Below are 22,823 nucleotides of genomic sequence, written 5' to 3' on the forward strand. Positions count from 1 at the left end.
AAATGAGAAGCTGGTCACTTTGTTGTGGCTGGCTTCTTTTTTCACATATAAAAAGACTGGCCAGTGACGAATGCTTCGGTTAAGGCTAGTCTTTGTAGTGCGTTGCAATATCTTCAATTTTACAATCCAGAATATTACAGAGTGTATTGATGGTGTTCATACTGACACCCTCATTATTCTGCAAGCGGTGTATCAGGGACTTACTGAAATGGTATTCTTTATGAAGTGTGTACTTTGTAATACCTCTTTCCTGCATGGTAAGCCACAATTTATCATATTTAATCAACGGCTATCTCCACCTTTTTCTTGTCTTTCCCTCATTATAGGGTTAAGATAGAAAGTAACAAAGGTTCTGTTTTCGGAACCCATATCTATGAGGAGGAGATGGATTGAAAAAGCAGAGAACAAAAGGAATTGTACTGGTAGTCGTTTGCTTTATATGCGTGATGTGCATATGTAGTGGATTTCATAAAGCACAGTCGGAGGAACTTTCGGAGATTCCAGATGCAGTTAATAGTACGAGATTTAACACTACGGAACATTTAACGGTTGTAGCAAATCAAGAGGAAATTGCTGATAAAGAGGAACTGGCAAAACAGATTATAAAAATGTGCCGGGAAAATTCTTTTCAGTCTATAAAGTTTTCGTATGATATGGTATGCCCGACAGAATTACAGATTAGTGTATATAAGACAGAAAAAGACCTTAACGATAATAAGCAATTCTGTGAGATAGCGTATTTATTAGATGAAGAAAATGGGGAATATGATATTATCCACAACCCTGAAAAATTTATATTATATGTAGATGGAGAAAAGGTAGAATAAAGAAATAGAGGTTTGCTTCCCTGGCTTTATGGAAGAACCTCTATTTTTTATGAAAGAAGTTGGTTATGATTTTTCTTGTGTATGTTCACGCTGGCGATTTTGAACTTGTGAGGTTCCAAGAATAATATCTACATTGGAACATACTGTGCGGAGTTCTCGTTCATATTCACGCCGGGCATTAAAATCCTCACGTTGCACTGCCTGTAATTCTGTTAAGCGATTCTTTTCTTCACGCAGCATTTTTAATGTAGGAAGTTTATTGCCCTGTGATTTTTCTTTGAGTATTCGGAGGGCAGATTCATAGAGTGTAAGTTCTGCCCGGTGATCATCGTAAAATTTTTCTTTGTTCCGACTTTTGCGGTAATCAGAATATATGGATTTATTGGCAAGATACTGTCCGGTATAATGAATCTGTTCATTGACATTCTTCAAAGTATCCTCTGTGGTTTTGAGAGTATTTCTGGCATCAGTGCTTTGAGCAGAGGCATCGGAAAGAGCTGCATCTAAATCTTCTTTGGATTGAAAGCCATGCTCCTGTATATAGGCAACTGTCTGAGCCATCATTTTCAGGTTAGACAGTTTTACTTTTTGAGCATACGCCTGACTTTGCTGTGCTTTAATACAATGTTGCAAATCTGTTACCAACCGCAAATCAGATTTTATAAAGAGGAAAGTATGTGGAGCTTCGGCAGTTGTAGCAGTGTGGGGAGAAACTGGTTGAGTTAAGGAATTAACAACTTGGGAAATATCAGGAACTGGATTTTTAGTAATCTGTGCGGTAGAATTTTCCTGAAATATTTGCAGAAGATGTTTTTCCTCATAAAGTGTACCAAGGCTTCTTCCAGTAATGTATTTACTGCGGTTGGGATGCAGGTAGCTGTATCTGCCACGACTGACTTTGAATGTAATATTATATTTTTTGGACAGCAATCTGGAAAATTCTTCTTGCGATGTTGCCTGTGAAGCAACCGTATCAATCGCATCACGAAGATATTGCTTCTCGGTTTGAAAAGTAGTCTGCCTTGGAGTCAGTCCTTTTTTTTCAAGTTCTGTATTGTGTTTATCGAGATTTTTCTGTCCTCTGCGTTTTGCCCAGTACTCTTTTTCAGATATTTTCCTTTCCGCAGGTGTTAGAAGGTCTACCTGGTTCAACCCATTGGCGGTACACATATCCATGACTTTTTGCTTCAAATAGATTCGGTATCTATCGGAAAGATGATGTTTATATCCAGCTTTGGAATCCCGGTCAAATTCCATATAGGGCTGAGGCTCAGTGTCATATTTGCGTATGCTGTTGATTACGATATGCACATGAATATTGCCACTGCCATTATGACCGTCAGTGTGGGTACAGACAAGTGCCTGGTGTCCGGGAAAGTTCTTTTTGGCATATTCTACGCCAAGCTGCTGTGCCAGTTCTCCGGTCAATCCATGTTCGTCCCGGTCTTTAGGATCGAAGCTGATGATATAGTGGTGGGACTTAATTTCATTGTAAGATTGGTTCTTATGAAAATAAGCATTTGTTTCCTGACATTCTGCTGCAAAGGTAAATGGATCGCAGTTTATACCGTCAAGGTAATATTCCTCACGAATGAGCATATGACCGTTTTCATCAAGAATGGGTTTCTGCGTATATTCGTCATGCTGAAAAATCAGATAACGTTCAGCTTCTCCATAATCTGCATTTTTACTTGCGATATGTTTCAGTATTGCCATGAAAGTCACCTGCCATTTCCATTACCTTATATTTCATTTCGTATAAATCTCGAAGTCGCTTATTTATTTCTCCACGCATTTCTTGAGAAAGAATGCCGCCCTGGTTAAAATATTTTGCAATCTGATTGAGGTTGCTGCCTATCTTTCCAAACTCTGCGAGCAGTTTCTTTATTTCTGGAACATCAGCAACTATTTCAATTTTGGTCTGTACTTTTCCTTTTAAAACTTGTGTTCGCACATAAGAAGCCAATGACATATTAGCTTGTTTGGCGGCAGTTTCGATAATTGAAAATTCTGTTTCAGTGAAACGAACGGTAATACGATGGTTACGATACATTTCTTCCTTTTTTGGTCTTGCCATATTTTTAATCCTCCAGTTGTTTTTGTAAGTAAAATTCACAGTCTGCTGTGAAAGTTAAGTAATAAAAAATTATTACGCTGTGACCATGCAAATGGGAACCAATGAAACAATCATTGATTGTGCTTGAGGGTATGGGGAGCAAAATCCCCATCAAGTTGCCTGCTGTCAGAATCCGGGAACCGGGTTTCTGGCAGCCAGGGCGAAACTTGCTCTAAGAAAGAAATCCCTCTACTAATAAGGCTTTGGAAAGCCTGTTTACCAACCCTCAAAATGAAAAAAATAAAAAAACACGAAATGCAGGTTGGTAAATACCCTCTGCCGAGCTTTATAGGTAGAAGTAATTTTTTCCGGGAGGTGTAAAAATGGCAGAGAAAGAATTACCAACACCAGAAGAAATGCAGGAGATGGCAGAGATAGATATTAGAACGGTAGACACAAGCAGTCTGGTAGATATAGAGCAGGTGCAGATACAAACAGAACTGCCACAGGAGGAACGGATTGCAGATTATATTAGGCAGATTAAAAATCCGTATTGCTATATCTCCCATGGAATAGCGGTAAAAATAAGTTTTACTGGAAAATGTACACTGGAAGAAAGCCTGAGCAGGTGTATCTCGTTATGAAAATGAAGAAAAACAGGATGGAAAGAAATTTAAAAAGAATGAAAAAAGGTATAGCAGTGAGCCAGAAGTTATGTTAATATGGTGTTGGGTCAAAATTTAAAAGCATTCAAGAAGCCATGAATTTCTTGGTTTACACTGCCGGATGGCATAGTAAATTAGGAGGTTGATGGCTTTATGTATTTCAATCAAAAGTCTATATTAGCAGCGGACTATCTCAGACTCTCCAGAGAAGACGGAGATAAATTGGAAAGTGATAGTATCCGCAATCAAAGAAGTCTGATTAACGATTTTGTAAAACAGCACCCAGAGATCACGTTGGTCGATGAATATGTTGATGATGGTTACAGTGGAACAAATTTTGAACGTCCTGCATTTAAGCGATTGCTTGAGGATGTGAAGAAAAAGAAAATCAACTGTATTATCGTCAAGGATTTATCCAGACTGGGAAGAAACTATATTGAAACAGGAAGATACCTAGAAAAGATATTTCCGTTTCTTGGAGTAAGGTTTATTGCAGTTACAGATCATTATGACAGTGCAGCAGAATCGGATGATGCAGACCAGATCATTGTTCCTTTTAAGAATCTGATAAATGATGCTTATTGCAGGGACATCTCAATTAAAATCCGAAGTCAGTTAGATGTAAAAAGAAAAAATGGACAGTTTATTGGCAGCTTTGCCGGGTATGGCTATCAGAAAGATCCAGAGAATAAAAATCATCTCATTATAGATGAATATGCAGCAGATATAGTCCGATATATTTTCAATCTGAAAATGGACGGTTACAGTCCTCAAAGGATTGCAGAGAAGCTGAATGAAATGGGAGTGCTTCCACCAATGGAATATAAACGAAGCTGTGGTATGAATTATAATAGTGGATTTCGTTCAGGAGCCAAGCCTAAATGGGCGGTCACAACTGTAAATCGCATTTTGACAAATGAGTTATATACAGGAACAATGGTTCAGGGAAAGAATCGTAAAATCAACTATAAAGTAAAAGAGTGCAGACCAGTAGCAGAAGAAAACTGGATTCGTGTAGAGAAAACGCATGAAGCGATTATTGCAGAGGAAATATTTCAGTATGTACAGTCATTGATGGAACTGGATACTCGCACAGCACCAGAGGAAGAATCCGTATATATTTTTTCGGGATTTTTGCGCTGTGGAGATTGCGGGCAGAACATGGTGAAGAGAAGCACAACAAAAAATGGAAAGCGGTATTATTACTACCATTGTTCTACATATAAAAACGGAGATGGATGCAGTTCACATCTGATTAGTGAAAAGACGGTTCATAAAGTTGTTTTGGATGCTATACAAAGGCAGATTGCCTTATTGGTAAATGCGGAGAATATCATTCAGAACAGTGGAATGAAAAATTATAAAAAGACAGAACTGGATTCACTGGAAAAGCAGTTGGTGGTTCTGCATGAGGAAGTAGAGAAGTATAAAGATTTAAAAACCCGGTTGTATCAGGATATGTTAGATAACATTGTGACGAGAGAAGAATACCATGAGTATAATCGGAGATTTACAGACAAGCTGCATAATGCGGAAAAAGCAGAACGTGAATTAGAGCAGAGGAAAGAAAAGGTATCTGCGGAGGGAAAACGGGAACACCCTTGGATTGAGGATTTCAAGTATTATCAGAATATTACACAGCTTGATCGTAAAGCGGTAGTTACTCTGATTGATAAAATCATTGTGTATGGAAAAGACCGTCTGGAAATTTGCTTTAAGTATGCAGACGAAATACAGGAAATGACAGAAGCAGCTCAGAATATTCGGGAAATGGAAGAAAGGGAAGGTAGATTTAAATGCGGTGCGTAAGTTATACAAGGACTACATCGTGCAAAAATACAAAGAAAATTCCATCAGATATTATCCAACAGCAGAATGAACATATTCAGAACTATATACAATCACATGGTTGGAAGCTGGTAGCAAAATACAGTGACCGGAAAAAGGATGAAAATGAAAATACAGCTTTTGAAGAAATGACGGCAGATGGGATTAACCGTAAATTTGATATGGTGGTAGTAGATAGTGTTGACCGTTGCGGAAAATATATTTCCTGTGCGGAAGATGTACTGGTTAAAACATTCTTTCCGGCGGGACTTCACTTTGCGATAGTACAGAGCGATTTTTGCAGTATTGGAAAAAGCAGGGAAGAAATAGACGAGTATTTCAGAAAAGAGAAAATTGCGGTACAGGTAAAGAGTATGCGTGAATATGCGATTCGTGAACAGGTAGAGGGATATTATACAGTTCACGATGAAAAATATGGATACATACTTTCAGAAGATAGAAAAGAATTAATTGTCGAGGAAGAGGCTGCGAAGATTGTACGGGAGATATTTCAAATGACATTGGCAGAAATCTCTATAAAAAAGATAGTAGCCATTCTGAATGAGCGAGGAGAAGAATCTCCAATGGTACATAATGCGAGAGTGGGGCATAAGCACTGGCCGCATTATGAAAATAAGTGGAGCGAAGGTGCTTTGCGGAGGATTTTAGAGTGTACAGCATATGATGGCTATTGGCAGAAAACAATCAACGGAGAAGTTTGTACGCTTTCAATAACACCAATACTAGATGAAGGAGTTTTTGAACAGGCTAGAAGACTTATTAAAAGTCGAACAACTACAGATAATATCATAGGTGGGAAGCCGGGGCCATATGTAAGAAAAATCTATGATGAAGCAACTGGAAAGCCGTTGTACCTGAGAAATTTCCGAAGTGGTGACGTTGCTTTTGTGTTCAATCCGCAGATGAGTGAATTACCAAAGAAAAGAAAAATTTATATAGAAGAAGCTAAGGTTACAGAGGCAGTAAAAAATGCAATTTCTCTGGAAATGGATATGGCTGAAAAAATGAAAGCATATTTGCAGACAGAAAAAATGCAACAGCTATTACAGAAAGAGACTCAGCAATATTCAGAAAAGGCATGGATGATATTCCAGGAAATGGAGCAGGTAGAGAAAGACCGTATTCCTTTATATGAAAAATTCCGGGACTATGAGATTGGTCAGACAGAATATCAGGAGAAAAAAGAAGAAATACAGGCGCAGTTGCAAATGTATGAAAACGATTTTGAAGGACTGATGGACAGGCTTGCAAATATGAAAAAGGCTTATAGCGAGGAAAATGAATGGATAAAAACATTTCAAAGGGAAGAGTTACCGGAGAAGCTGGAAAGTCAACATGTTAAAAAATGGGTAGATAAAATAATTGTTTCAGATTTAAGAGATGTGCATGTATACCTGACAATGCAGAACTGGAAGAATTATTTTCCAGAAGAATGGATGGAGGAATAGCAATGGCAAGGAAAAGCAGAAGAAATAAAAATGTTGAGGCTGTTAGTAATCAGATTATAGAAAACTGTGAGAATCTGATAGATACCGGAGCGTATATTCGATTATCTGTTGAAAATGGTGGAAATGAAACGGACGAAACTTTAGTTGTACAACAAATGCTGGTTGAAAAGTTCATAGAGGAGCATCCGGATTTAAAATTGGCAGGTACATATATAGACAATGGATTTAGCGGAACTAATTTTGAACGACCAGGCTTCTTGAAACTTATGGAAGATGTCCGGTCAGGAAAGATTCAGTGTATTGTTGTAAAAGACTTATCACGTTTTGGCAGGGACTATCTGGAAACAGGATATTATCTGGAAACGATTTTACCAAGGTTAAATGTAAGGTTTATCGCAATTACAGATGATTATGACAGTTCCAGAAAAGAGGACAGGGAAAACATCAGTGTTCCATTAAAAAATATGGTTAATGCCATGTATGCAAAAGATATGTCAAAAAAGATTCTGGCTGCAAAAGATGCACAGCGAAAAAAGGGAAATATTACTTTATCAAAAGTAGCATTTGGATATGTCCGTTCAGAGGACAGGCACAGACAGATTGTTGATGAAGAGGTTGCACCATTTGTAAGGATGATATTTCAGTGGTATATGATGGGAGTCAGCAAAAAGAAAATTGCAGATAGATTAAATCTCATGGGAATTGCAACACCTGGACAAAGAGAAAAAACTGGTGTATTGACTGTTCCGTTAGAACAGACAAAGTGGAGAACGGATACAGTAGATAAGATTGTGAATAACCCTACATATGTTGGAGATATTGTAACCGGAAAGTTGAAGCAGTCATTGTATAAAGGGATAAAGCAGTATAGAACTTCGCCGGAGGACTGGAATGTTCAGAGAGATATGCATACGCCGATGATCGCAAGGGATGATTATGAAGAACTGCAGGAAAGGTCAAATAAAATAAAAAAGGTCACAAGAAACTGGCATTTAAAATATATGGAGGACAGAGAAAAATACAAAGACTGTTTTCCCGGTATGGTTCGATGTGGAGATTGTGGACGTCCAATGTATTGTGTCCGCTATACCCATAATTATAAGACAATGGAGAAAGTAGGAATTTATTATACCTGTTCTGCTCAAAATTATACGAATAATTATTGCAGTCAGAAGATAGAAGAAAATCTGCTGAAGATACTTGTGATGGATCAAATTCAGATTCTTATAAGAAGTATGTGTGACAGAAAAAAGCTGTTACAAAAATTGAAAAGTGATTCCAGTGAGAAAAATGCTTTTTATGAAGCAGGTGCAAAAGTGCGAATGTTGGAAAGAAAAATAGCGCAGGCAGAAGAAAAGAACACTGTATTGTATGAGGACTATGTAGGTGGGATTGTAGAAAAAGAGGACTTCGATATGATGAAAGAGCGTTATATCCGGGAGTTACAAAATCTGAGGGATGATTTGCAAATTGCAAAACAGAATCAAAGAATGTTGGAGAAAAAAACTGACAGATATATGAATATGGTCAGCAACTTGGAGCAGTATCTTTCTGACAGGAGCTTCAATGAAGCACTGGTACAGGAACTTGTAGAATATGTGGAGATATATAAAAACGGAAGCATTCATGTGTGCTTCAAGTGTGATGATAAATATAAACAGATAACAGAATTGATAGAGGGTGTTAAAAGTGCGTAAGAATGGATTGTATCTGAGGTTATCTATTGCAGATGGAGATTTGGGAAAAGACAATAAGGATGAAAGTAACAGTATTGATAACCAGAGAACGCTTCTTGTAAATTTTGTTCAGGACAGGGATGATCTGTCAGATGAATATATAGAGTATGTGGATGACGGTTATTCGGGAACTAATTTTGAACGTCCGGCGTTTAAACGCATGATAGAGGATGCGAAAACTGGGAAAATAGATACGATTATTGTAAAAGATTTTTCACGATTTGGCAGAGATTATATTGGTGTAGGAGATTATCTGGAGCAAGTACTTCCAATACTGGGAATCCGTTTTATCTCATTAAACAATAATTATGACAGCAATGATTATTTAGGAAAAACTATGGGAATGGATATGGCAATTCACAACTTGGTCAACAACCTTTATAGCAAAGACATTTCTAAAAAGCTGAAAAGTGCATTGAGAGTGAAATGGAGAAATGGTCAATGGACTGGTGGGAAGCCTCCATTCGGATATTTGCGAAATAAAGAAACTGGAGAATGGCTGATAGATTCGGTAGCTGGAAAGTATGTAAGAATGGTTTTTGATAAAGCAATTGAGGGATGTAATACTTCTCAGATTTCATATTACATGAATGAGCAAAAGATTCCTACGCCGGGAAGATATAATAAAGAGAATGGTCTTACGCATTATGGATATAATCAAAAAATGCCAGAGTCGGAAATTCTGTGGGATTGTGGCATGGTTCGAGCCATTCTTGGAAGATATGAATATACAGGAGCTTTAGTGCAGGGAAAACGACAAAGTATTGCGGTTGGCAGTAAAGTAACCAGAAAATCGAGGGATAAAGATGTGGTTATTACAAAAAATGTTCATCCGGCAATCGTGTCAGAGAAAGAATATGAAATAGCAAAGGCAACTATCGCATTTATGAAAAAACCAGATTACCGGGGTACAAGAAAGTTTGCATTGAAAGGAAAAGTCAGATGTGGGAATTGCAGACGATCAATGGTATTGATGGAATCCGGTGCTAATGACAGGGTATATTGTCCACATAAAAAGATGACAGGAAAATTTGCCAAGTGTTCAGACGAAATGGTTTCTGTTTCAATTATAGAAGGGCATGTATGGTATGCTTTAAAACGTGTCCTTTATGTATTGGATGCTATACAGTTGGATTTTGAGGAAAAGACAACTAATTTGGATAGTGTCAGAAGAAAAAAGATAAAACAGCTAGAGGCTGAGAGTAATGTGTTAAAAAGTGAGAGAATACGTCAGTATGAATCGTATGCGGAAGGTATTATAACGAAAGAAAAGTATATGATGAAAAAAATGCAGATTACGGATCGAATGAATGGCATACAGGCAGAGATAGAAACACTCACACGTTTATCGGCGGAGGAAGAAGCATATAAAAGTAAAGTGGCATCTGCTGTTGAATTACTGGAAGGGGAAATGCAGCATGAGAAGATTACAAAAGAACTTGTAAATGCCACGATTGATACAGTTTATGTATATGATAAAAAGAGGATAGAGATAGTATTCAGTTTTGATGATGTTCTGATGAAAGCAATAGAAAAATACCAGAAAGGGGTAAAGGAAGCATGACATTTAAAAATTTTGTATGTAAAGGAATCTTAGTATTTGCAGGGCTGCTTCTGCTTGGATGGATTGGAAAATATATTTATATGGTGGATGGGGAAATTGACTGGTTCAGATTTATGCTGGTTTACGGAGTGCCAGTGGGAATCCCACATATGTTTATTATAATTCCCTGGCATTGGGATTTATCCGGTATCCTTGGAATGGTTGCTCTGTGCGTAATTGTAGGCGGGATATTTGGTTGTGTGATTGCAGCATGGCTTGGAATCCGGGCGGTATGGTATATGGTGGGATTTCCAATTAGCAAGATTGTGGCGATACATAAAAGGACTTGCTAAAAATAATAGTATGAAATATGACCACAGGTGTAAAGTGATATGCCTGTGGTTTTATTTTGCCATTTATATGATGCGGAAGATGTGATAAAATATCAATCAATAAATCAATGGGAGAAATGAGATATGTTAGATGATGAAAAATGCCTGTGTGGTTCAGGACGCTTGTATTCCATGTGTTGTAAACCGTTTAGTGGACAGGGAATAGAGAATTATAAAAAAGAAATCGACAGCAAAAATTATATTAAAGCGTATTATGTAGCTGTGGCGATGCTTTCTGATTATCTGGAAGATGTAAGAAAGCATACGAACAGAATATTGAAGGATAACCCTGTAATTGGAAGATTTGTGTTACATAAAGATGTAAATGCACTATCGGAGTTGGCAGATCGTATTTTTCACTGCATACCAAAAGGAAATACAGATAACTGGGGAGAACGATTTGAATTTATAAAAGGATTGGTGGATGCAGAGGACTGGAAGAATGAATGTGAATATTATCAGCTATTGTATTATGAACTGAATAATGATAAGGGAAAATTCTCAGAGCAGATTGAGGATATTGTAAAAAATACAAAAGTGGATGTACATACAGACCAGAGAATGTTGGAACTGTTGCGGTCTGTCATTTTACCGTCAGGACAATTAACGGAGCTGCTTAAATTGGATGATATTTTGATTGAAAAGACGGATAGTTCCTTAATGAAATTGAAATATAAATTTGATAAGGCAATACAGCTTGCATTGGTTTCTGATAATACAAGTGCGAAAAAGATTGCAGATGAAGTGATGGCAGAACTGGAAAAAGAAGATTTATATACAGAAGATGAAGTGTATTCGCAGGATGTTATTGCAATGATGTATGAAATGTATCATAACTTTGATCCAGACGTAAAGTGGCTGGAAAAAGCATTGCATGTGCGTGAAAAAATGAACATTAAAAAGTTTACTGAAGCCGGAAAGGTAAAATATTATTCTGACATTGCCTATACATACTGGAAAATGGGAAATTATGAAGTTGCAGAACAGGATTTTTGCACAAGTCTTGAGTATGCAAAAACAGCATTTGCACAGATATATTTGTTGGATTGTTTGGTAGAACAAAAGAAAATCAAAAATCTGAAAGAGTATCTGGAGAGTGTGGAATTTGAAGATATGGGAGCCGATAGCATAGACTTTCTTATAATTGTAGGCAATGCAGCTATACAGCTTAATGATAACGACAGTATAGAACTGATCAAGCGTTATATCAAGGAAACAAATATAGAAGTTCCATATTATAAGTTTTACTTGAAAGAATTAGAGTTAGAATTAGAAAAGAAAAGTGGTAAAATCATGCGACTGCTTAATAAGCTAAGTCCATTGAGAAAGTATCTGATCCTGCAACCACAATTAAACGGAATTGGAATTAATGTAGAAAAAATTTTGGAAGATCTAAAAAAATAGACTATACATGATGAGTGAGGGAAACGTTTTGTGACGCTTCCCTCAAATTTTTTTCTATAATCATTTTCTGTAATAGTGATAAGAAATCCTCCGAAAATTATTTAGTGTCACGCAGACAGTCTTTTATGAGTTGAACAGATTTTAAGATCCATTCCATTTCTTGCGGTGTGCAATCAGATAACAGGTTTTGTATTTTCTGATAAGACGGATCTGAAAAAGTGGAATCCGGTATGTTATTAGTGGAATTACTCGCAGGAGCAGTCTTGTGAATTTCTGTATTGTCATTAAGAAGCTGATTCTCTAATTCCTGAAGCGTTTGAGTATATTGTTCCCTTTCAGAGCCGGTCATTTTGTTTAAGAAAGAAACGTAAGTGCTGAGCTTCTGATTGATTATTTGATTTTTGAATGAAAGAGTAAGGGTGTCAGGAATGATATTTCCGTTTGTATCTTTCTGAGAATCAAAGTTTAAATCCAGTTGCTCGTTCATTTTAAATATAAGTGAGAGCAGATCGGAAACTGTATGAATATCAAAATCCATAAAAATATTGATACTAATGCCCAGGGCCTGTGATATTTTCAAGAGTTGCTCCGGCTTGGGCTTGCGTTCATCAGACTCGTATTTTTGCAAAGTGCTTATGCTTAAACCAGTAGCCTGTACAAGTTGTTCCTGAGTGAACCCATGCATAGTTCTAAAGTATTTGATTTTTTCGCCAACGGTCATTATCGCTACCTCCATAAAGGGATTATAACATATTTTTTACTGTTAAATACACAAAAATATATAAAAATGTATTGACACATACAAATGTATGGTATATATTAAAAACACATACAAAAGTAATATTTAAGTAGAACAAGACATACAAAAGTGATAGCAAGAATGAGTTAAGTGATACTTAAATAGAAGCAATTTTGGAACAAAAATATATGTTAGTGCAACTTAAAGTACAGTTAAAAAACAGGAGGAAAAAGCGATGACAGAAATCATTTTTGGAATTGATCATGGAAATGGAAATATGAAGGGAGAGAATGTATGCTTCCCATGTGGACTTGTCAGATATGTGTCTGAACCGGGACGCTTTATGAATGAAGATATTTTGGAGTATCAGGGAACATATTATACCCTGTCAGATACAAAAATGCCGTTTAAAGCTGATAAGACAGTAGATGATGATTACTTTATTCTCACATTATATGCTCTTGCAATGGAAGCTCGTAATAAAGGAATTACATTAACGGGAAAAGATGTAGTGCTTGGCGTGGGATTGCCACCCGCAGATTACGGTCAGCAGGCAACTTCATTTAAGAAATATTTCTTAGATCATGCAAAACATGGAATCAGTTTTAAGATGAATGGAAAATCCGTTAATTTCTATTTAAAAGATGTATTTGTCAGCCCACAGAATTTTGCAGCAGTCATGTGTTTTAAGGCAAGTCTTTTGAAGAAATATAGAACGGTAAACTGTATTGATATTGGGGATGGAACAGTTGACCTTTTGGTAATCAGAAATGGAAAACCGGATTTATCAGTTCGTGTCAGTGATCGTTCCGGTATGGCTGTTCTACGGTCTGAAATATCCAATGCGATTCAACAGAACTATGGCATTCATTTGGATTCGTCAGATGTAGAACAGGTTTTAATGCAGGAAGAAACCATATTAGATGAAAAAATCATACTGGAAATTCAGCGAATGGCAGAAAACTGGTTACAGAGAATTATCAATAAACTACATACCCATGTAACCGACTTTAGAACAAATCCGGCGGTCTTTCTTGGTGGAGGAAGTCTTTTACTCAGAAAACAGATTGAAAATTCCCCGGAATTTAAATATGTGGAATTTATTGATGACGTCCGGGCGAATGCGATTGGATATGAAAAACTGACAACAGCACGTCTGCGGAGAGGGTAGGAGGTGCTGGTCATGGGACAGATTAAGGTTGTATTGATATTTAATGAAGATGATGAACGTCAGAGAGAAGCAGGAGAATACTTAAAAACCAAGAAAAGATGCAAGACAGCACTTGTGACAGAATTGGTTCAGGCGTGGATGAAGAATGGAGAAGCAGGAACAGGAACATACACAGGAGCAGTGAGCATAGACGCTATCAAAAAACAGTTACTTCAAGACAAGGAGTTTTTGTTAGAAATAGAAAAATCAATGGGCGGAACGAGTTGTCGAGAAGTCGAGGAAACAGAGCCAGAAGATAGTGATAATCTGGATATGGACGAGGATATGATGCTTGCAGGAATGTCAATATTTGAAAACGAAATTTAAAATGTATCGAAGTACCGCTGAACATAGAATAAGTCTGTTTGGCGGTATTTTTATGCTTTTTTGTTATAGTGGGATATGATAGAATAAGTTTAAATCCTTTGTAACTAAGGGGACCTTGGAATTATAGAAAGAGGAAGTTGCATATGAGAGAAGCTGATTTTTCAGAACGTATTAAGACAATTCTTTGTGAACGTGTTGGGGGCAGATGTTCAAATCCAAATTGTAGAAGGGAAACATTAGGTCCTCATAGAGAGGGAGATAAACGATTATCAATAGGTGAAGCCGCCCACATTTTAGGAGCATCACCAAAGGGCGCAAGATATGATGCGAGAATGACAAAAGAAGAAAGAGAATCTATAAATAATGGAATATGGTTATGTAGTGCTTGTCACACATTAATTGATAAAAATCCAGACGAATATCCAGTAGAAGAATTGCTAAAGTGGAAGATGATAGCGGAATATGAACAAGAACGACGTCTGAAGGGAGAAGATATAGTTTCTTTTCAAAGCCAGCAGATGGAAAGGAAAAAGGAAGCATTAAAGCAGGTCAAGTATGCAACTGATTGCTTCCATGATTTGTTGGAATATTCATATAAATATTGGAAAATGAATTTTGCACAATCTTTTTCTAATCCGATTGATTTACAAAATGAAATAGATGATCATCATTTTATGTATGAAGAAGAATTGCTTCACATAAATAAATATCTTGAAAAAAGGGATGATCTTTATGAGGCGCTAAATCAACATTCTCTTGACTTGGGAAAACAAGTAGTAGAATTGTTGAATGAATATATAAATTTGACAACATTCCAATATTATGATGATGGTATAGGAATGGCTAATAATTATTGGTCTTCATTTTTTAATATGATTTCTAAGAATATAGATAATTTAAGAAAGATTAAAAAGGAAACAGATGATATACTATATTCTATGTATTCAGCTTAAACTGACGGAATAAACTACAATATAAAATCGTAATGGACAACATCGCAAGGAAGCAAGACCGCAAAAGTATAAAAGAAGGGTGCAGAAATAATAAAGTTTCTGCGCCCTTAAATTATTTGCCTGGTTTGTAGTTGCGTAATGCAGTTTTGGTTGATTTTATAATTTCCAGTAAAAATTCTTTTTCCTGATTGCTACAATCAGAAGTAAGCTCTTTTATATCGGCATCAAATTTTGAAACCAGTACAGGCGTATTGTCATATAAAAGCTGATCTACAGTAGTATCAAGGCTTTGAGCAATGCCGAGCAATGTTGCAAGGCTTAATTTGGTATGTCCGTTTTCGATACTGCTGACATAGGTAGGGGCAACGTCGATCATATTTGAAAGTGTTTCCTGAGTCATTTTTTTTGACAGACGTGCAGTGCGGATCCTTTTACCGATAGCAAGATAATCAATTTCTACTTCCAAACCTGTCACCTCCTAGACTTTGACTATTAGTTAAGATTTATTGCGAAACTCTACACACATTTGATATTCCTTATTGTATTCCCAAAAAAGATATATTATAATGAAACATAAGTAGAAGTTTAATGCAATTATTCACATGTAGTAGAAAAAAGAGCAAAAGACACCGGGGGCATCAAATTTGGAAAGTATAAATACGGGTGTTGAATTTTATTCAAATGTGAAAGCCTCGGAGGTGGAATGGGTATGGTACCCATATATTCCCTGTGGGAAGATTACAATGTTGCAGGGAGATCCGGGAGAGGGTAAGTCAACACTGATTATTCATGTTGCAGCGATACTAACAAAAGGCGGATATTTGCCAGATGGACAGAAGATAAAAAAGCCAGAGATGGTAATATATCAGTGTTCAGAAGATGGAAAAGGAGATACGATAAAACCAAGGCTGGAACAGGCTGGGGCTGATTGTAGTAAGGTTGCATTCATAAAGGAAGATAATGATGAATTGACACTGGAAGATGAACGTATAAGAAATGCTATTATACAGATCAGTGCGAAAATGGTTGTGCTTGATCCGATACAGGCATTTATCGGTCACAATGGAAATATGACAAATGCAGTAAAAATGCGAGAAATCTTATCAAAGTTATCCAAGGTGGCAGCAGAAACTAATTGTGCAATAGTATTAGTTGGACACATGAACAAAAGTGGTGGTGGAAACCAATTATACAGAGGATTAGGCAGTATTGACATTGCGGCAGCAGCGAGAAGCATTCTTATGGTATCCAGAGATAAAGAAGAACCTTGGAAACGGTATATGTTTCCGGTAAAATCAAGCCTTGCACCAGAAGGAGAACCGATAGGGTTTGAACTGGATAAGAAAAAAGGGTTTCGATGGATTGGAAAATGCCAGATAAATGTGGAAGAGTTGCTTAATGTTGAGAAAAGCACAGGAAAGAAAGATATTGCTGTAGAATATCTGCAAAAACTGTTATCAGTAGAAGATTTAGCAAGTACCTATATTTATGAAAAAATGAAAGAGTATGGTATTGCAAAAAGAACGGTACAGGAAGCAAAGAAAATTTCTGAAATAAAAGCATATAAAAAAGGTAAAATCTGGTACTGGCATATGGAAGTGGGGGACAGCATATGAACGAACAGGAAAAACATGCTGCAAGCCAGGAAGAACGGAAAGAAAAGATTCGTGCAAGGTATAAGGGCGTGGATCGCAGCGAATTAGAGTTCATTCCTGCGAAACAGAAAGAAAAATTATTTGAAGATGCAGGCACCAAAAGGGTGTGTGCTTATTGCCGTGTGTCTACAGATGATGCCAATCAGACATCTTCATATGAACTGCAGAAAAATCATTATGAAGATATGATAAAGGAACATGCAGGGTGGACACTGGTTGGGATATATGCGGATGAGGGAATTTCCGGCACATCTTTACAGCATAGGGATGAATTTAATCGTATGATCGAGGATTGCAAAGTAGGAAAAATAGATTTAATAGTTACCAAAAGTGTATCACGATTTGCCAGAAATATCGTGGATTGTATTGCTAAAGTTCGTGAATTAGCAAATATGAAACCGCAGGTAGGCGTATTTTTTGAAACAGAGCATATTTACACACTTGATAATACGAGCGAAATGATGCTTGCAGTGTTATCGGCAGCAGCACAGGAAGAATCACATACGAAAAGTGAAATTATGAATATTTCTATTGAACAACGGTTTTCAAGAGGAATATTTCTGACACCCAAACTCTTAGGTTATGATAAGGACGAGGACGGGAATTTAGTTATTAATGAGTCGGAAGCAGATACGGTTCGCTTGTGTTATTATCTGTTCCTGAGTGGCTTTCCTACTTCTGAAATTGCTGAAATTTTGATGGATTTAGGACGTAAAACTAAATTAGGAAATACAAAGTGGACAGGAAGTACAGTTGTAAATGTTCTACGCAATGAAAGGCATTGTGGGGATGTTTTATCAAGAAAAACTTTTACACCTAATTACCTGGATCATAAATCAAAGAAAAATAACCATGATCGGAACCAATATAGACAGACCGATCACCATGAAGCTATTGTGAGCCGGGAGATTTATGATGCAGCGCAAAAAATGCTGGATGCAAGCAAATATATGAAAAAAGGGTATCCATTGCCAACTTTACAGGTAGTAGATCAGGGAGCCTTAAAAGGCTTTGTACCTGTAAATCGTGCATGGAATGGATTTTCGTCAGCAGATTATAAAAAGGCATCATTAAGTGCTTATTCTGAAAACAATAATGAAATTTGTGTAGAGAAAACGGAAAACCGAGGATTTGATTTAAGCGGTTATGAAATTGTGAGGGCGCAGTTTTTTTCAACAAGATTCGATCCGGCAGTAACGATTTCTTCAGGAAAAATTGTATTTAATACAGCTTGTTTGAAAAAATTTGAAGATGTAGAGTATGTAGAATTACTTTTCAATTCTGTAGAAAAGTGCATTGCAGTTCGTCCATGCGAAAAAAGCAGCATAAATGCTATTAAATGGGGAACTATACGAGATGGACGTTGGGCGGTGCTCCCAAAAAGCTGTAAAGGATTTTCAGGGCCATTATATGAGCTTATGGGATGGAATAAAGACTGCAAGTATAAATTGCGAGGACAGTTTTGCGGTACTGCAGATGAACAGGTAATGATTTTTGAATTAGAAGAACCAGAAGTGCTTGTACAGGAAAAGGCAGAAGAACAATTTGCGGAAGAAACGGAGAAAAAGCCAGAAGAAGCTCAGAAGCCAGTAAAGAAAATACTTTATCCGGAAGCTTGGGCATATAATTTTGGAGAGTCTACAAATAGAATGGTGTTTTTACAGAGAGTGTCATATAAAGGAAACTGGGACATACTGCGTCCTGCAAGAACTGTTGAAGGGATGGAGATTATAACCAGAGAAGTTCTCAATGCTCTGCTGGAGTCAGCAGAGAAATTGATAGATAAAATGAGGTGTGCTAATTATGCATGATACAGCGGAGTATACGGATGAAAAAGAAATTATTGATCAGAAAGCAATCGAGTTGGCGGAGGATTTTAGTTATGATGGGTATCAGGTTGTCAGACGAGAACTGTTTGCTCATCTAAGGGAACCGGCTGTCGTGATTCGTAGAGATAGTGTGACATTTAATACAGCCTGCATTGCTGGTTTAGAGGATGCAGTTTACATACAGATACTTGTGAACCAGGATAGTAAGAGAATGGTTGTCCGAAAATGTGAGGAAAATGATAAAGATGCACTTCGTTGGTGTGTGGCAAAACCAGATAAGCGTAAAAGCAGAAAAATGACAAATAAAATCTTTTCTGCAATGATGTATGAAATGATGGGATGGAATCTGGATTGCCGATATAAGATTTTGGGACACAAGATTACTTTTGAAGATGAAACAATTTATGTGTTTGACTTGATGGAAACGGAGATATTTCTTGACATTAAAGGAAAAAGAGCGAAAAAAGACACAGAAAGTCAGTTTACTACTGACAAGGCTAATAATATAGAAGAAACAGCATCAAATTCTACAGATAATGAGCGTTCAGTGGAAGAAATAAAAAGGAAAAATCGAATACCATTTTATCCAAAGGAATGGAAAGATTCTTTTGGTTTGCCAGTGGAAGAACATAGGAAAGCACTGGAAATAAATATGCTGGATGGTTATGCAGAATTTACAACAGGAAAATAGTTAAAGGGGAAAGTCTGCCCTAAAGACGGGAGGTATCAGTGTGCAGGAACATAATATTGTGATACCGGGGATTTCTCTATGCCAAAAATGGGGGAAGATACGGATTTTTCATTCAACGATAGTGGCATTGGGTGAGCCAAAGTATATAAGATTTTTGTTTAATCCTGAAAAGCGGGGATTGGTGGTGCAGGCATGTGCCAGAAAAGATGCAGAGTGTTTTCGTGTGCCTAAATATAACCCGGAGAATTGGGAATTTAAGATCAGTAGTGTGCCAATGCTGCGAATGATATGGAAAACGTGCGAATGGGATGCGGAAAAGACGTATCGTTTGACGGGAATATGCCATTCGGAGTACAATCTGGTGGAATTTGATATGAAGCAGGCAACGATGCTGACAGTGGAAGAATTTTAAGAAAACAGCGTAAAATAGGGACTTCTGAGAGATCAGAGGTTCTTTTTTTGTGCTGTTTTTGAGGGTAATTGCATGGTATGGTGCTGAAAAAATTTCTCTGAAAAAAAGTTGTTTCTATCTTTACATCAGGAGGTAACATGAGCCTGGTAGGAACCCGGCCCGAAACAACTCGTTTTGTTAAAAAATATACCCCGGAGATGTTTGCGACTTTGCTTCTGCCGGCAGGTGTGACCAGTGAAGCGAGTATTCGATATAAGGATGAGGCAAGGCTTACGGCAGCCCTTCGAAATGAACAGTTTTTCTCTTTGGCAGAATTAAATGCCGCAATCAGAGAAAAACTGGAAGCCTATAACGCTCGTAAGTTCCAAAAAAAGGAATGCAGCAGGTTGAGCTTATTTCTTGGGGAAGAAATGCCATTACTGGCTCCGCTGCCTGCTACACCTTTTGAACTTGCCGAGTGGAAACAAGCCACCGTAGTAAAACTGCAGCGTCCGTCCTCCAAATAGGTCTGGGCTGTATCGCGCCGGTTAATGACATAGTTTACTGCTTTATCCATCCGGGTGTTCCGTACAGGCTTCTGTTGGTCAAGCCACGACCAGAAAGCCTCCAGAACAGGTTTTTCCTTCTCGAGACGCAGCTGCTTCCGTTTTTTATGATCACCAGGATACTTTTTGTTTATGGAATCCTCAATGGCGAATAACCGATTACAGTACTGGACTCCCTGCACTGCCGGCTGGCTGTAGTCATACTGCTTACCTTTGGGAACAGCGTCGATAAAGTATCGGCGGATATGTGCCCAACAGGAACAGCGTCTGATCCCTGGGAGATTGTTATAGCCCTGATAGCCATCCGTTTCCAGATATCCGCTGTAGCCTTCCAGGAACTCCTTTGCATGGCTGCCGCTTCTGGTCGGGGAATAGCCATACAGGATGATTGCAGGAAGCCCGTCCTCACCGCTGCGGAACAGCCACATGAATGACTGGGTCTGGGCTCTGCGTCCTTCCTCATTCAGCACCTGGACCCTTGTCTCATCTGCCATTGCGAAATGGCGTTTCAACAGTTCCCGGTGAAAGTAATCATACATTGGCTGGAAATAGTTCCGGGAACAGTAGATGATCCAGTTGGCGAGAGTGGTGCGGCTGATCTGGGCGCCATACTGCTTCCAGTCTTTCTCCTGCCGGTATAGGGGAAGCCCGTTGGCGTACTTCTGATACATGGTCCATGCAACAGTGGAAGCCGAGGCAGGACCTTTCCCTACCAGAGCCTCCGGCACCTGAGACTTTATGATCACAGGTTTTTCTGTATCGCCGAGTCCTTCCTTACAGGAGGGACATCCATAACTCTGGCTGTAGTATTCGATCACTTTGCATGCAGCGGGAATGAACTCCAGCTCCCGGCGGACATACTCCTCGCCGATCAGGGCCATCTGTGTACCGCATACCGGACAGACCTGCTCTTCTTCCGGAAGAGGGATCACTACTTTTTCAACCTTCAAGCCTTTGAAGAGCTCCTCATGGGCTGCCGTCTTTTTACGGGTATGTTCCTTGATCACAGTTTCTTCTTCCAGCGGGGATGGATCCTGTTCCATTTCCGCTTCATCGAAGAGATTCTGTTGTCCTGGAATGTCATCAGATCTTCTTTCGCTGGAAGAGCCGAAAAGCTTTTGGGTAAGATAGTCTACCTGTTCCTGAAGTGCTTTTTCATGACTGGATTTCTCGTCAATAATAAGGCGGAGAGATCTGATCATCTCAGTCTGTTCAGATACCATTGTTTTCAGTTGTGATACCATATCTTTCAGCTCTCGCAGCTGGATATCTTTTGCACTGGAAGCCATCGTTTTTCTCCTCGGATTTGATACCTTCAGTATACCAGAAACAGGGCTTTTACTAAAGGAAAATGGCTCCTGAAAAATGCCGAATCTACAGAGGATTTTCGGATTTTTCTGTGCAGGATTTTTGCTGAGATCCAGATGGCTTTTACTTTGCTTTAAGGGCTTTTGGCTGGTCGATATCAATCCCAGACATCAGCCAGTCAAACTCACGCCAGGAAAGATTGCGGACTTCTGACTGCTTCCTGGGCCATTGATAGCCACCGCGGACAGACAACCGCTTATAGATCAGAACGAAGCCGTCCGATTCACGGAACAAGGCTTTGATCCTGTCCCGTCTTCTTCCACAGAAAAGGAAGAGAGCACTGGACGAAGGATCCATCTTAAGCTGGTCCTCGATCACGGCGCAAAGTCCGTCAATGGACTTGCGCATATCGGTATAGCCGCAGACAATGTAGACCTTTTCAAGTCCGGAAATGTCACCTAACATGAGAGCTCCTGAAGCAGGCGGAATGTTCTGGTGAGCAGAACCGGATCTGCATCATTGCTGATGCGGATCCGGATATTCTTCATAGCAACTTCGATCGTATGCGGATTATCAAAGTACGGATTTTGCATCTGTGATGTTGTATGCTGTACCGGAATGCGATCCGGGACAATGTCAATGGGGACCACGTCCTGTTTGGGGTGGGGGACCTCAAGATGACCGTGATTCGCTGCCGGGATCTGATCCGCTGCCGCTTTCCGGCACCGGCTGACCCAGTTATAAAAGGTACTTACTGCAATGTCGTTCTCTCGACACCAGTCAGCATCTGTCATGCCGCTTTGGCGGCATTCATTGATAAGCCTGATCTGTTCCGCCATCGGAACCCGGGCTTTGCGTGTACCTGACATAACCTATCCTCCATCATTGTAGTGAAATAGTTTAAATATCTATCGACTTCAATTATAGGTAAAATTTAAGGATTAGGAAATCCGCAGGAATATTTGGCGCTTACTATTTTTCTATCAACGGCTGAAAATTAAGCGCTTACTATAGAAAAACTATGCCGATATTTTTCCTGAGATTCCCCTGTTCACAGGGATTTCTTGAAATATCGGCATAGTTATTTTTTCGGGATAAGTCGTATTAAGTCGATATCGGCTTAATACGACAAATGCCATTGAATCACTGGATTCCACCTATCGAAAGCTGAACCGCCAGAGAAGCGTATTTCCAAGCGACACAGCGTTGCTCAAAGCGTTATATTTAGCAACCTT

At 38.5% G+C, this 22,823-nt stretch carries 22 protein-coding genes and 5 pseudogenes; 18 read left to right on the forward strand and 9 right to left on the reverse strand.

Annotated features, from left to right (window positions below; all coding sequences use genetic code 11):
* Window positions 1–85: 85 nt before the first annotated feature.
* A complete protein-coding gene (locus WMO65_RS15380; RefSeq protein WP_029730851.1) occupies window positions 86–286 on the reverse strand; it encodes a helix-turn-helix domain-containing protein in 201 nt (66 codons plus the stop codon).
* 103 nt (window positions 287–389) lie between these two features.
* Here WMO65_RS15380 and WMO65_RS15385 point away from each other — a divergent pair, with 103 nt between their 5' ends.
* Window positions 390–827 (forward strand): hypothetical protein, encoded by a 438-nt coding sequence (locus WMO65_RS15385; protein ID WP_118521435.1) that lies wholly within the window; start codon window positions 390–392, stop codon window positions 825–827.
* A gap of 63 nt (window positions 828–890) precedes the next feature.
* Here the strand turns inward: WMO65_RS15385 and WMO65_RS15390 are convergent, their stop codons facing one another.
* Window positions 891–2,543 (reverse strand): relaxase/mobilization nuclease domain-containing protein, encoded by a 1,653-nt coding sequence (locus WMO65_RS15390; RefSeq protein ID WP_029730853.1) that lies wholly within the window; start codon window positions 2,541–2,543, stop codon window positions 891–893.
* Window positions 2,515–2,904, reverse strand: a complete 390-nt coding sequence (locus tag WMO65_RS15395) for a plasmid mobilization protein (protein WP_029730854.1) — start codon at window positions 2,902–2,904, stop codon at window positions 2,515–2,517. The genes WMO65_RS15390 and WMO65_RS15395 overlap by 29 nt, the downstream gene beginning before the upstream one ends.
* A gap of 362 nt (window positions 2,905–3,266) precedes the next feature.
* Here WMO65_RS15395 and WMO65_RS15400 point away from each other — a divergent pair, with 362 nt between their 5' ends.
* The 7 genes from WMO65_RS15400 to WMO65_RS15430 all read left to right on the forward strand — a co-directional run bounded on the left by WMO65_RS15400 (window position 3,267) and on the right by WMO65_RS15430 (window position 11,919).
* Window positions 3,267–3,527 (forward strand): DUF6870 family protein, encoded by a 261-nt coding sequence (locus WMO65_RS15400; protein ID WP_349064424.1) that lies wholly within the window; start codon window positions 3,267–3,269, stop codon window positions 3,525–3,527.
* A 174-nt stretch (window positions 3,528–3,701) separates the two neighbouring features.
* Window positions 3,702–5,357, forward strand: coding sequence for a recombinase family protein (locus WMO65_RS15405; RefSeq protein WP_029730856.1), 1,656 nt, complete (start codon window positions 3,702–3,704; stop codon window positions 5,355–5,357).
* Complete coding sequence (locus tag WMO65_RS15410) at window positions 5,345–6,844, forward strand: recombinase family protein (protein WP_029730857.1); 1,500 nt, start codon at window positions 5,345–5,347, stop codon at window positions 6,842–6,844. Before WMO65_RS15405 ends, WMO65_RS15410 begins: the two co-directional genes overlap by 13 nt.
* A 2-nt stretch (window positions 6,845–6,846) precedes the next feature.
* The gene (locus WMO65_RS15415) at window positions 6,847–8,541 is read left to right on the forward strand and encodes a recombinase family protein (RefSeq protein ID WP_029730858.1); all 1,695 of its coding nucleotides are present in this window, start codon (window positions 6,847–6,849) and stop codon (window positions 8,539–8,541) included.
* Window positions 8,534–10,144 (forward strand): recombinase family protein, encoded by a 1,611-nt coding sequence (locus WMO65_RS15420; protein WP_029730859.1) that lies wholly within the window; start codon window positions 8,534–8,536, stop codon window positions 10,142–10,144. Before WMO65_RS15415 ends, WMO65_RS15420 begins: the two co-directional genes overlap by 8 nt.
* Window positions 10,141–10,476, forward strand: coding sequence for a DUF6050 family protein (locus WMO65_RS15425; RefSeq protein ID WP_029730860.1), 336 nt, complete (start codon window positions 10,141–10,143; stop codon window positions 10,474–10,476). Before WMO65_RS15420 ends, WMO65_RS15425 begins: the two co-directional genes overlap by 4 nt.
* Window positions 10,477–10,599: 123 nt before the next feature.
* Window positions 10,600–11,919 (forward strand): hypothetical protein, encoded by a 1,320-nt coding sequence (locus tag WMO65_RS15430; protein ID WP_349064427.1) that lies wholly within the window; start codon window positions 10,600–10,602, stop codon window positions 11,917–11,919.
* A gap of 97 nt (window positions 11,920–12,016) precedes the next feature.
* Here the strand turns inward: WMO65_RS15430 and WMO65_RS15435 are convergent, their stop codons facing one another.
* Window positions 12,017–12,640 carry a helix-turn-helix domain-containing protein gene (locus WMO65_RS15435; protein WP_173745063.1) on the reverse strand — a complete coding sequence of 208 codons (624 nt, stop codon included), beginning with the start codon at window positions 12,638–12,640 and terminating at the stop codon, window positions 12,017–12,019.
* Between the two features lie 253 nt (window positions 12,641–12,893).
* Here WMO65_RS15435 and WMO65_RS15440 point away from each other — a divergent pair, with 253 nt between their 5' ends.
* The 3 genes from WMO65_RS15440 (at window position 12,894) to WMO65_RS15450 (ending at window position 15,148) form a co-directional block, all read left to right on the forward strand.
* Window positions 12,894–13,829: a ParM/StbA family protein gene (locus WMO65_RS15440; RefSeq protein WP_029730863.1), complete on the forward strand. Its 936-nt coding sequence runs from the start codon at window positions 12,894–12,896 to the stop codon at window positions 13,827–13,829.
* Window positions 13,830–13,841: 12 nt separating this feature from the next.
* Complete coding sequence (locus tag WMO65_RS15445) at window positions 13,842–14,195, forward strand: hypothetical protein (RefSeq protein ID WP_021860390.1); 354 nt, start codon at window positions 13,842–13,844, stop codon at window positions 14,193–14,195.
* Between the two features lie 143 nt (window positions 14,196–14,338).
* Window positions 14,339–15,148 (forward strand): HNH endonuclease, encoded by an 810-nt coding sequence (locus WMO65_RS15450; protein WP_117650074.1) that lies wholly within the window; start codon window positions 14,339–14,341, stop codon window positions 15,146–15,148.
* 112 nt (window positions 15,149–15,260) lie between these two features.
* Here WMO65_RS15450 and WMO65_RS15455 read toward each other — a convergent pair whose 3' ends face one another.
* Window positions 15,261–15,614, reverse strand: coding sequence for a helix-turn-helix domain-containing protein (locus WMO65_RS15455; RefSeq protein ID WP_021860392.1), 354 nt, complete (start codon window positions 15,612–15,614; stop codon window positions 15,261–15,263).
* A 178-nt stretch (window positions 15,615–15,792) separates the two neighbouring features.
* Between WMO65_RS15455 and WMO65_RS15460 the strand changes: the two genes are divergently transcribed.
* The 6 genes and pseudogenes from WMO65_RS15460 to WMO65_RS15485 all read left to right on the forward strand — a co-directional run.
* Window positions 15,793–16,764, forward strand: coding sequence for an AAA family ATPase (locus tag WMO65_RS15460; RefSeq protein WP_349064431.1), 972 nt, complete (start codon window positions 15,793–15,795; stop codon window positions 16,762–16,764).
* The gene (locus WMO65_RS15465) at window positions 16,761–18,614 is read left to right on the forward strand and encodes a recombinase family protein (RefSeq protein WP_021860394.1); all 1,854 of its coding nucleotides are present in this window, start codon (window positions 16,761–16,763) and stop codon (window positions 18,612–18,614) included. Before WMO65_RS15460 ends, WMO65_RS15465 begins: the two co-directional genes overlap by 4 nt.
* On the forward strand, window positions 18,607–19,323 hold the full coding sequence (locus WMO65_RS15470; protein ID WP_227081578.1) for an integrase: 717 nt from the start codon (window positions 18,607–18,609) through the stop codon (window positions 19,321–19,323). The genes WMO65_RS15465 and WMO65_RS15470 overlap by 8 nt, the downstream gene beginning before the upstream one ends.
* Before the next feature lie 40 nt (window positions 19,324–19,363).
* On the forward strand, window positions 19,364–19,735 hold the full coding sequence (locus WMO65_RS15475) for a hypothetical protein (protein WP_117650070.1): 372 nt from the start codon (window positions 19,364–19,366) through the stop codon (window positions 19,733–19,735).
* 131 nt (window positions 19,736–19,866) lie between these two features.
* Window positions 19,867–20,007: pseudogene (locus WMO65_RS15480) on the forward strand (sugar transferase); the annotation flags it as partial.
* Window positions 20,005–20,211: pseudogene (locus tag WMO65_RS15485) on the forward strand (IS21 family transposase); the annotation flags it as partial. The pseudogenes WMO65_RS15480 and WMO65_RS15485, both read left to right, overlap by 3 nt.
* Before the next feature lie 56 nt (window positions 20,212–20,267).
* On the opposite strand, the pseudogene tnpC reads toward WMO65_RS15485, so the two are convergent.
* From tnpC to tnpA, 4 genes and pseudogenes are all read right to left on the reverse strand, one after another.
* Window positions 20,268–21,212 (reverse strand): annotated as a pseudogene (gene tnpC, locus WMO65_RS15490) (IS66 family transposase); the annotation flags it as partial.
* Between the two features lie 12 nt (window positions 21,213–21,224).
* Window positions 21,225–21,569: pseudogene (locus WMO65_RS26660) on the reverse strand (transposase domain-containing protein); the annotation flags it as partial.
* A 142-nt stretch (window positions 21,570–21,711) separates the two neighbouring features.
* Entirely contained in the window at window positions 21,712–22,053 is a 342-nt protein-coding gene (gene tnpB, locus WMO65_RS15495; RefSeq protein WP_118743670.1) for an IS66 family insertion sequence element accessory protein TnpB, read from the reverse strand.
* Window positions 22,047–22,457 carry an IS66 family insertion sequence element accessory protein TnpA gene (tnpA, locus tag WMO65_RS15500; RefSeq protein ID WP_243107825.1) on the reverse strand — a complete coding sequence of 137 codons (411 nt, stop codon included), beginning with the start codon at window positions 22,455–22,457 and terminating at the stop codon, window positions 22,047–22,049. The genes tnpB and tnpA overlap by 7 nt, the downstream gene beginning before the upstream one ends.
* Window positions 22,458–22,707: 250 nt before the next feature.
* On the opposite strand from tnpA, the pseudogene WMO65_RS15505 reads away from it, so the two are divergent.
* Window positions 22,708–22,823 (forward strand): annotated as a pseudogene (locus WMO65_RS15505) (transposase); the annotation flags it as partial.

It is taken from the genome of Blautia caccae, assembly GCF_040095955.1.
Lineage (GTDB): Bacteria > Bacillota > Clostridia > Lachnospirales > Lachnospiraceae > Blautia > Blautia celeris.

Excerpts from the sequence above, each read along its gene's own strand:
- WMO65_RS15390 (WP_029730853.1), bottom strand. The coding sequence starts at position 2,543 with ATGGCAATACTGAAACATATCGCAAGTAAAAATGCAGATTATGGAGAA.
- WMO65_RS15395 (WP_029730854.1), bottom strand. The coding sequence starts at position 2,904 with ATGGCAAGACCAAAAAAGGAAGAAATGTATCGTAACCATCGTATTACC.
- WMO65_RS15400 (WP_349064424.1), top strand. The coding sequence starts at position 3,267 with ATGGCAGAGAAAGAATTACCAACACCAGAAGAAATGCAGGAGATGGCA.
- WMO65_RS15405 (WP_029730856.1), top strand. The coding sequence starts at position 3,702 with ATGTATTTCAATCAAAAGTCTATATTAGCAGCGGACTATCTCAGACTC.
- WMO65_RS15410 (WP_029730857.1), top strand. The coding sequence starts at position 5,345 with ATGCGGTGCGTAAGTTATACAAGGACTACATCGTGCAAAAATACAAAG.
- WMO65_RS15415 (WP_029730858.1), top strand. The coding sequence starts at position 6,847 with ATGGCAAGGAAAAGCAGAAGAAATAAAAATGTTGAGGCTGTTAGTAAT.
- WMO65_RS15425 (WP_029730860.1), top strand. The coding sequence starts at position 10,141 with ATGACATTTAAAAATTTTGTATGTAAAGGAATCTTAGTATTTGCAGGG.
- WMO65_RS15430 (WP_349064427.1), top strand. The coding sequence starts at position 10,600 with ATGTTAGATGATGAAAAATGCCTGTGTGGTTCAGGACGCTTGTATTCC.
- WMO65_RS15435 (WP_173745063.1), bottom strand. The coding sequence starts at position 12,640 with ATGACCGTTGGCGAAAAAATCAAATACTTTAGAACTATGCATGGGTTC.
- WMO65_RS15440 (WP_029730863.1), top strand. The coding sequence starts at position 12,894 with ATGACAGAAATCATTTTTGGAATTGATCATGGAAATGGAAATATGAAG.
- WMO65_RS15445 (WP_021860390.1), top strand. The coding sequence starts at position 13,842 with ATGGGACAGATTAAGGTTGTATTGATATTTAATGAAGATGATGAACGT.
- WMO65_RS15450 (WP_117650074.1), top strand. The coding sequence starts at position 14,339 with ATGAGAGAAGCTGATTTTTCAGAACGTATTAAGACAATTCTTTGTGAA.
- WMO65_RS15465 (WP_021860394.1), top strand. The coding sequence starts at position 16,761 with ATGAACGAACAGGAAAAACATGCTGCAAGCCAGGAAGAACGGAAAGAA.
- WMO65_RS15470 (WP_227081578.1), top strand. The coding sequence starts at position 18,607 with ATGCATGATACAGCGGAGTATACGGATGAAAAAGAAATTATTGATCAG.
- tnpB (WP_118743670.1), bottom strand. The coding sequence starts at position 22,053 with ATGTTAGGTGACATTTCCGGACTTGAAAAGGTCTACATTGTCTGCGGC.
- tnpA (WP_243107825.1), bottom strand. The coding sequence starts at position 22,457 with ATGTCAGGTACACGCAAAGCCCGGGTTCCGATGGCGGAACAGATCAGG.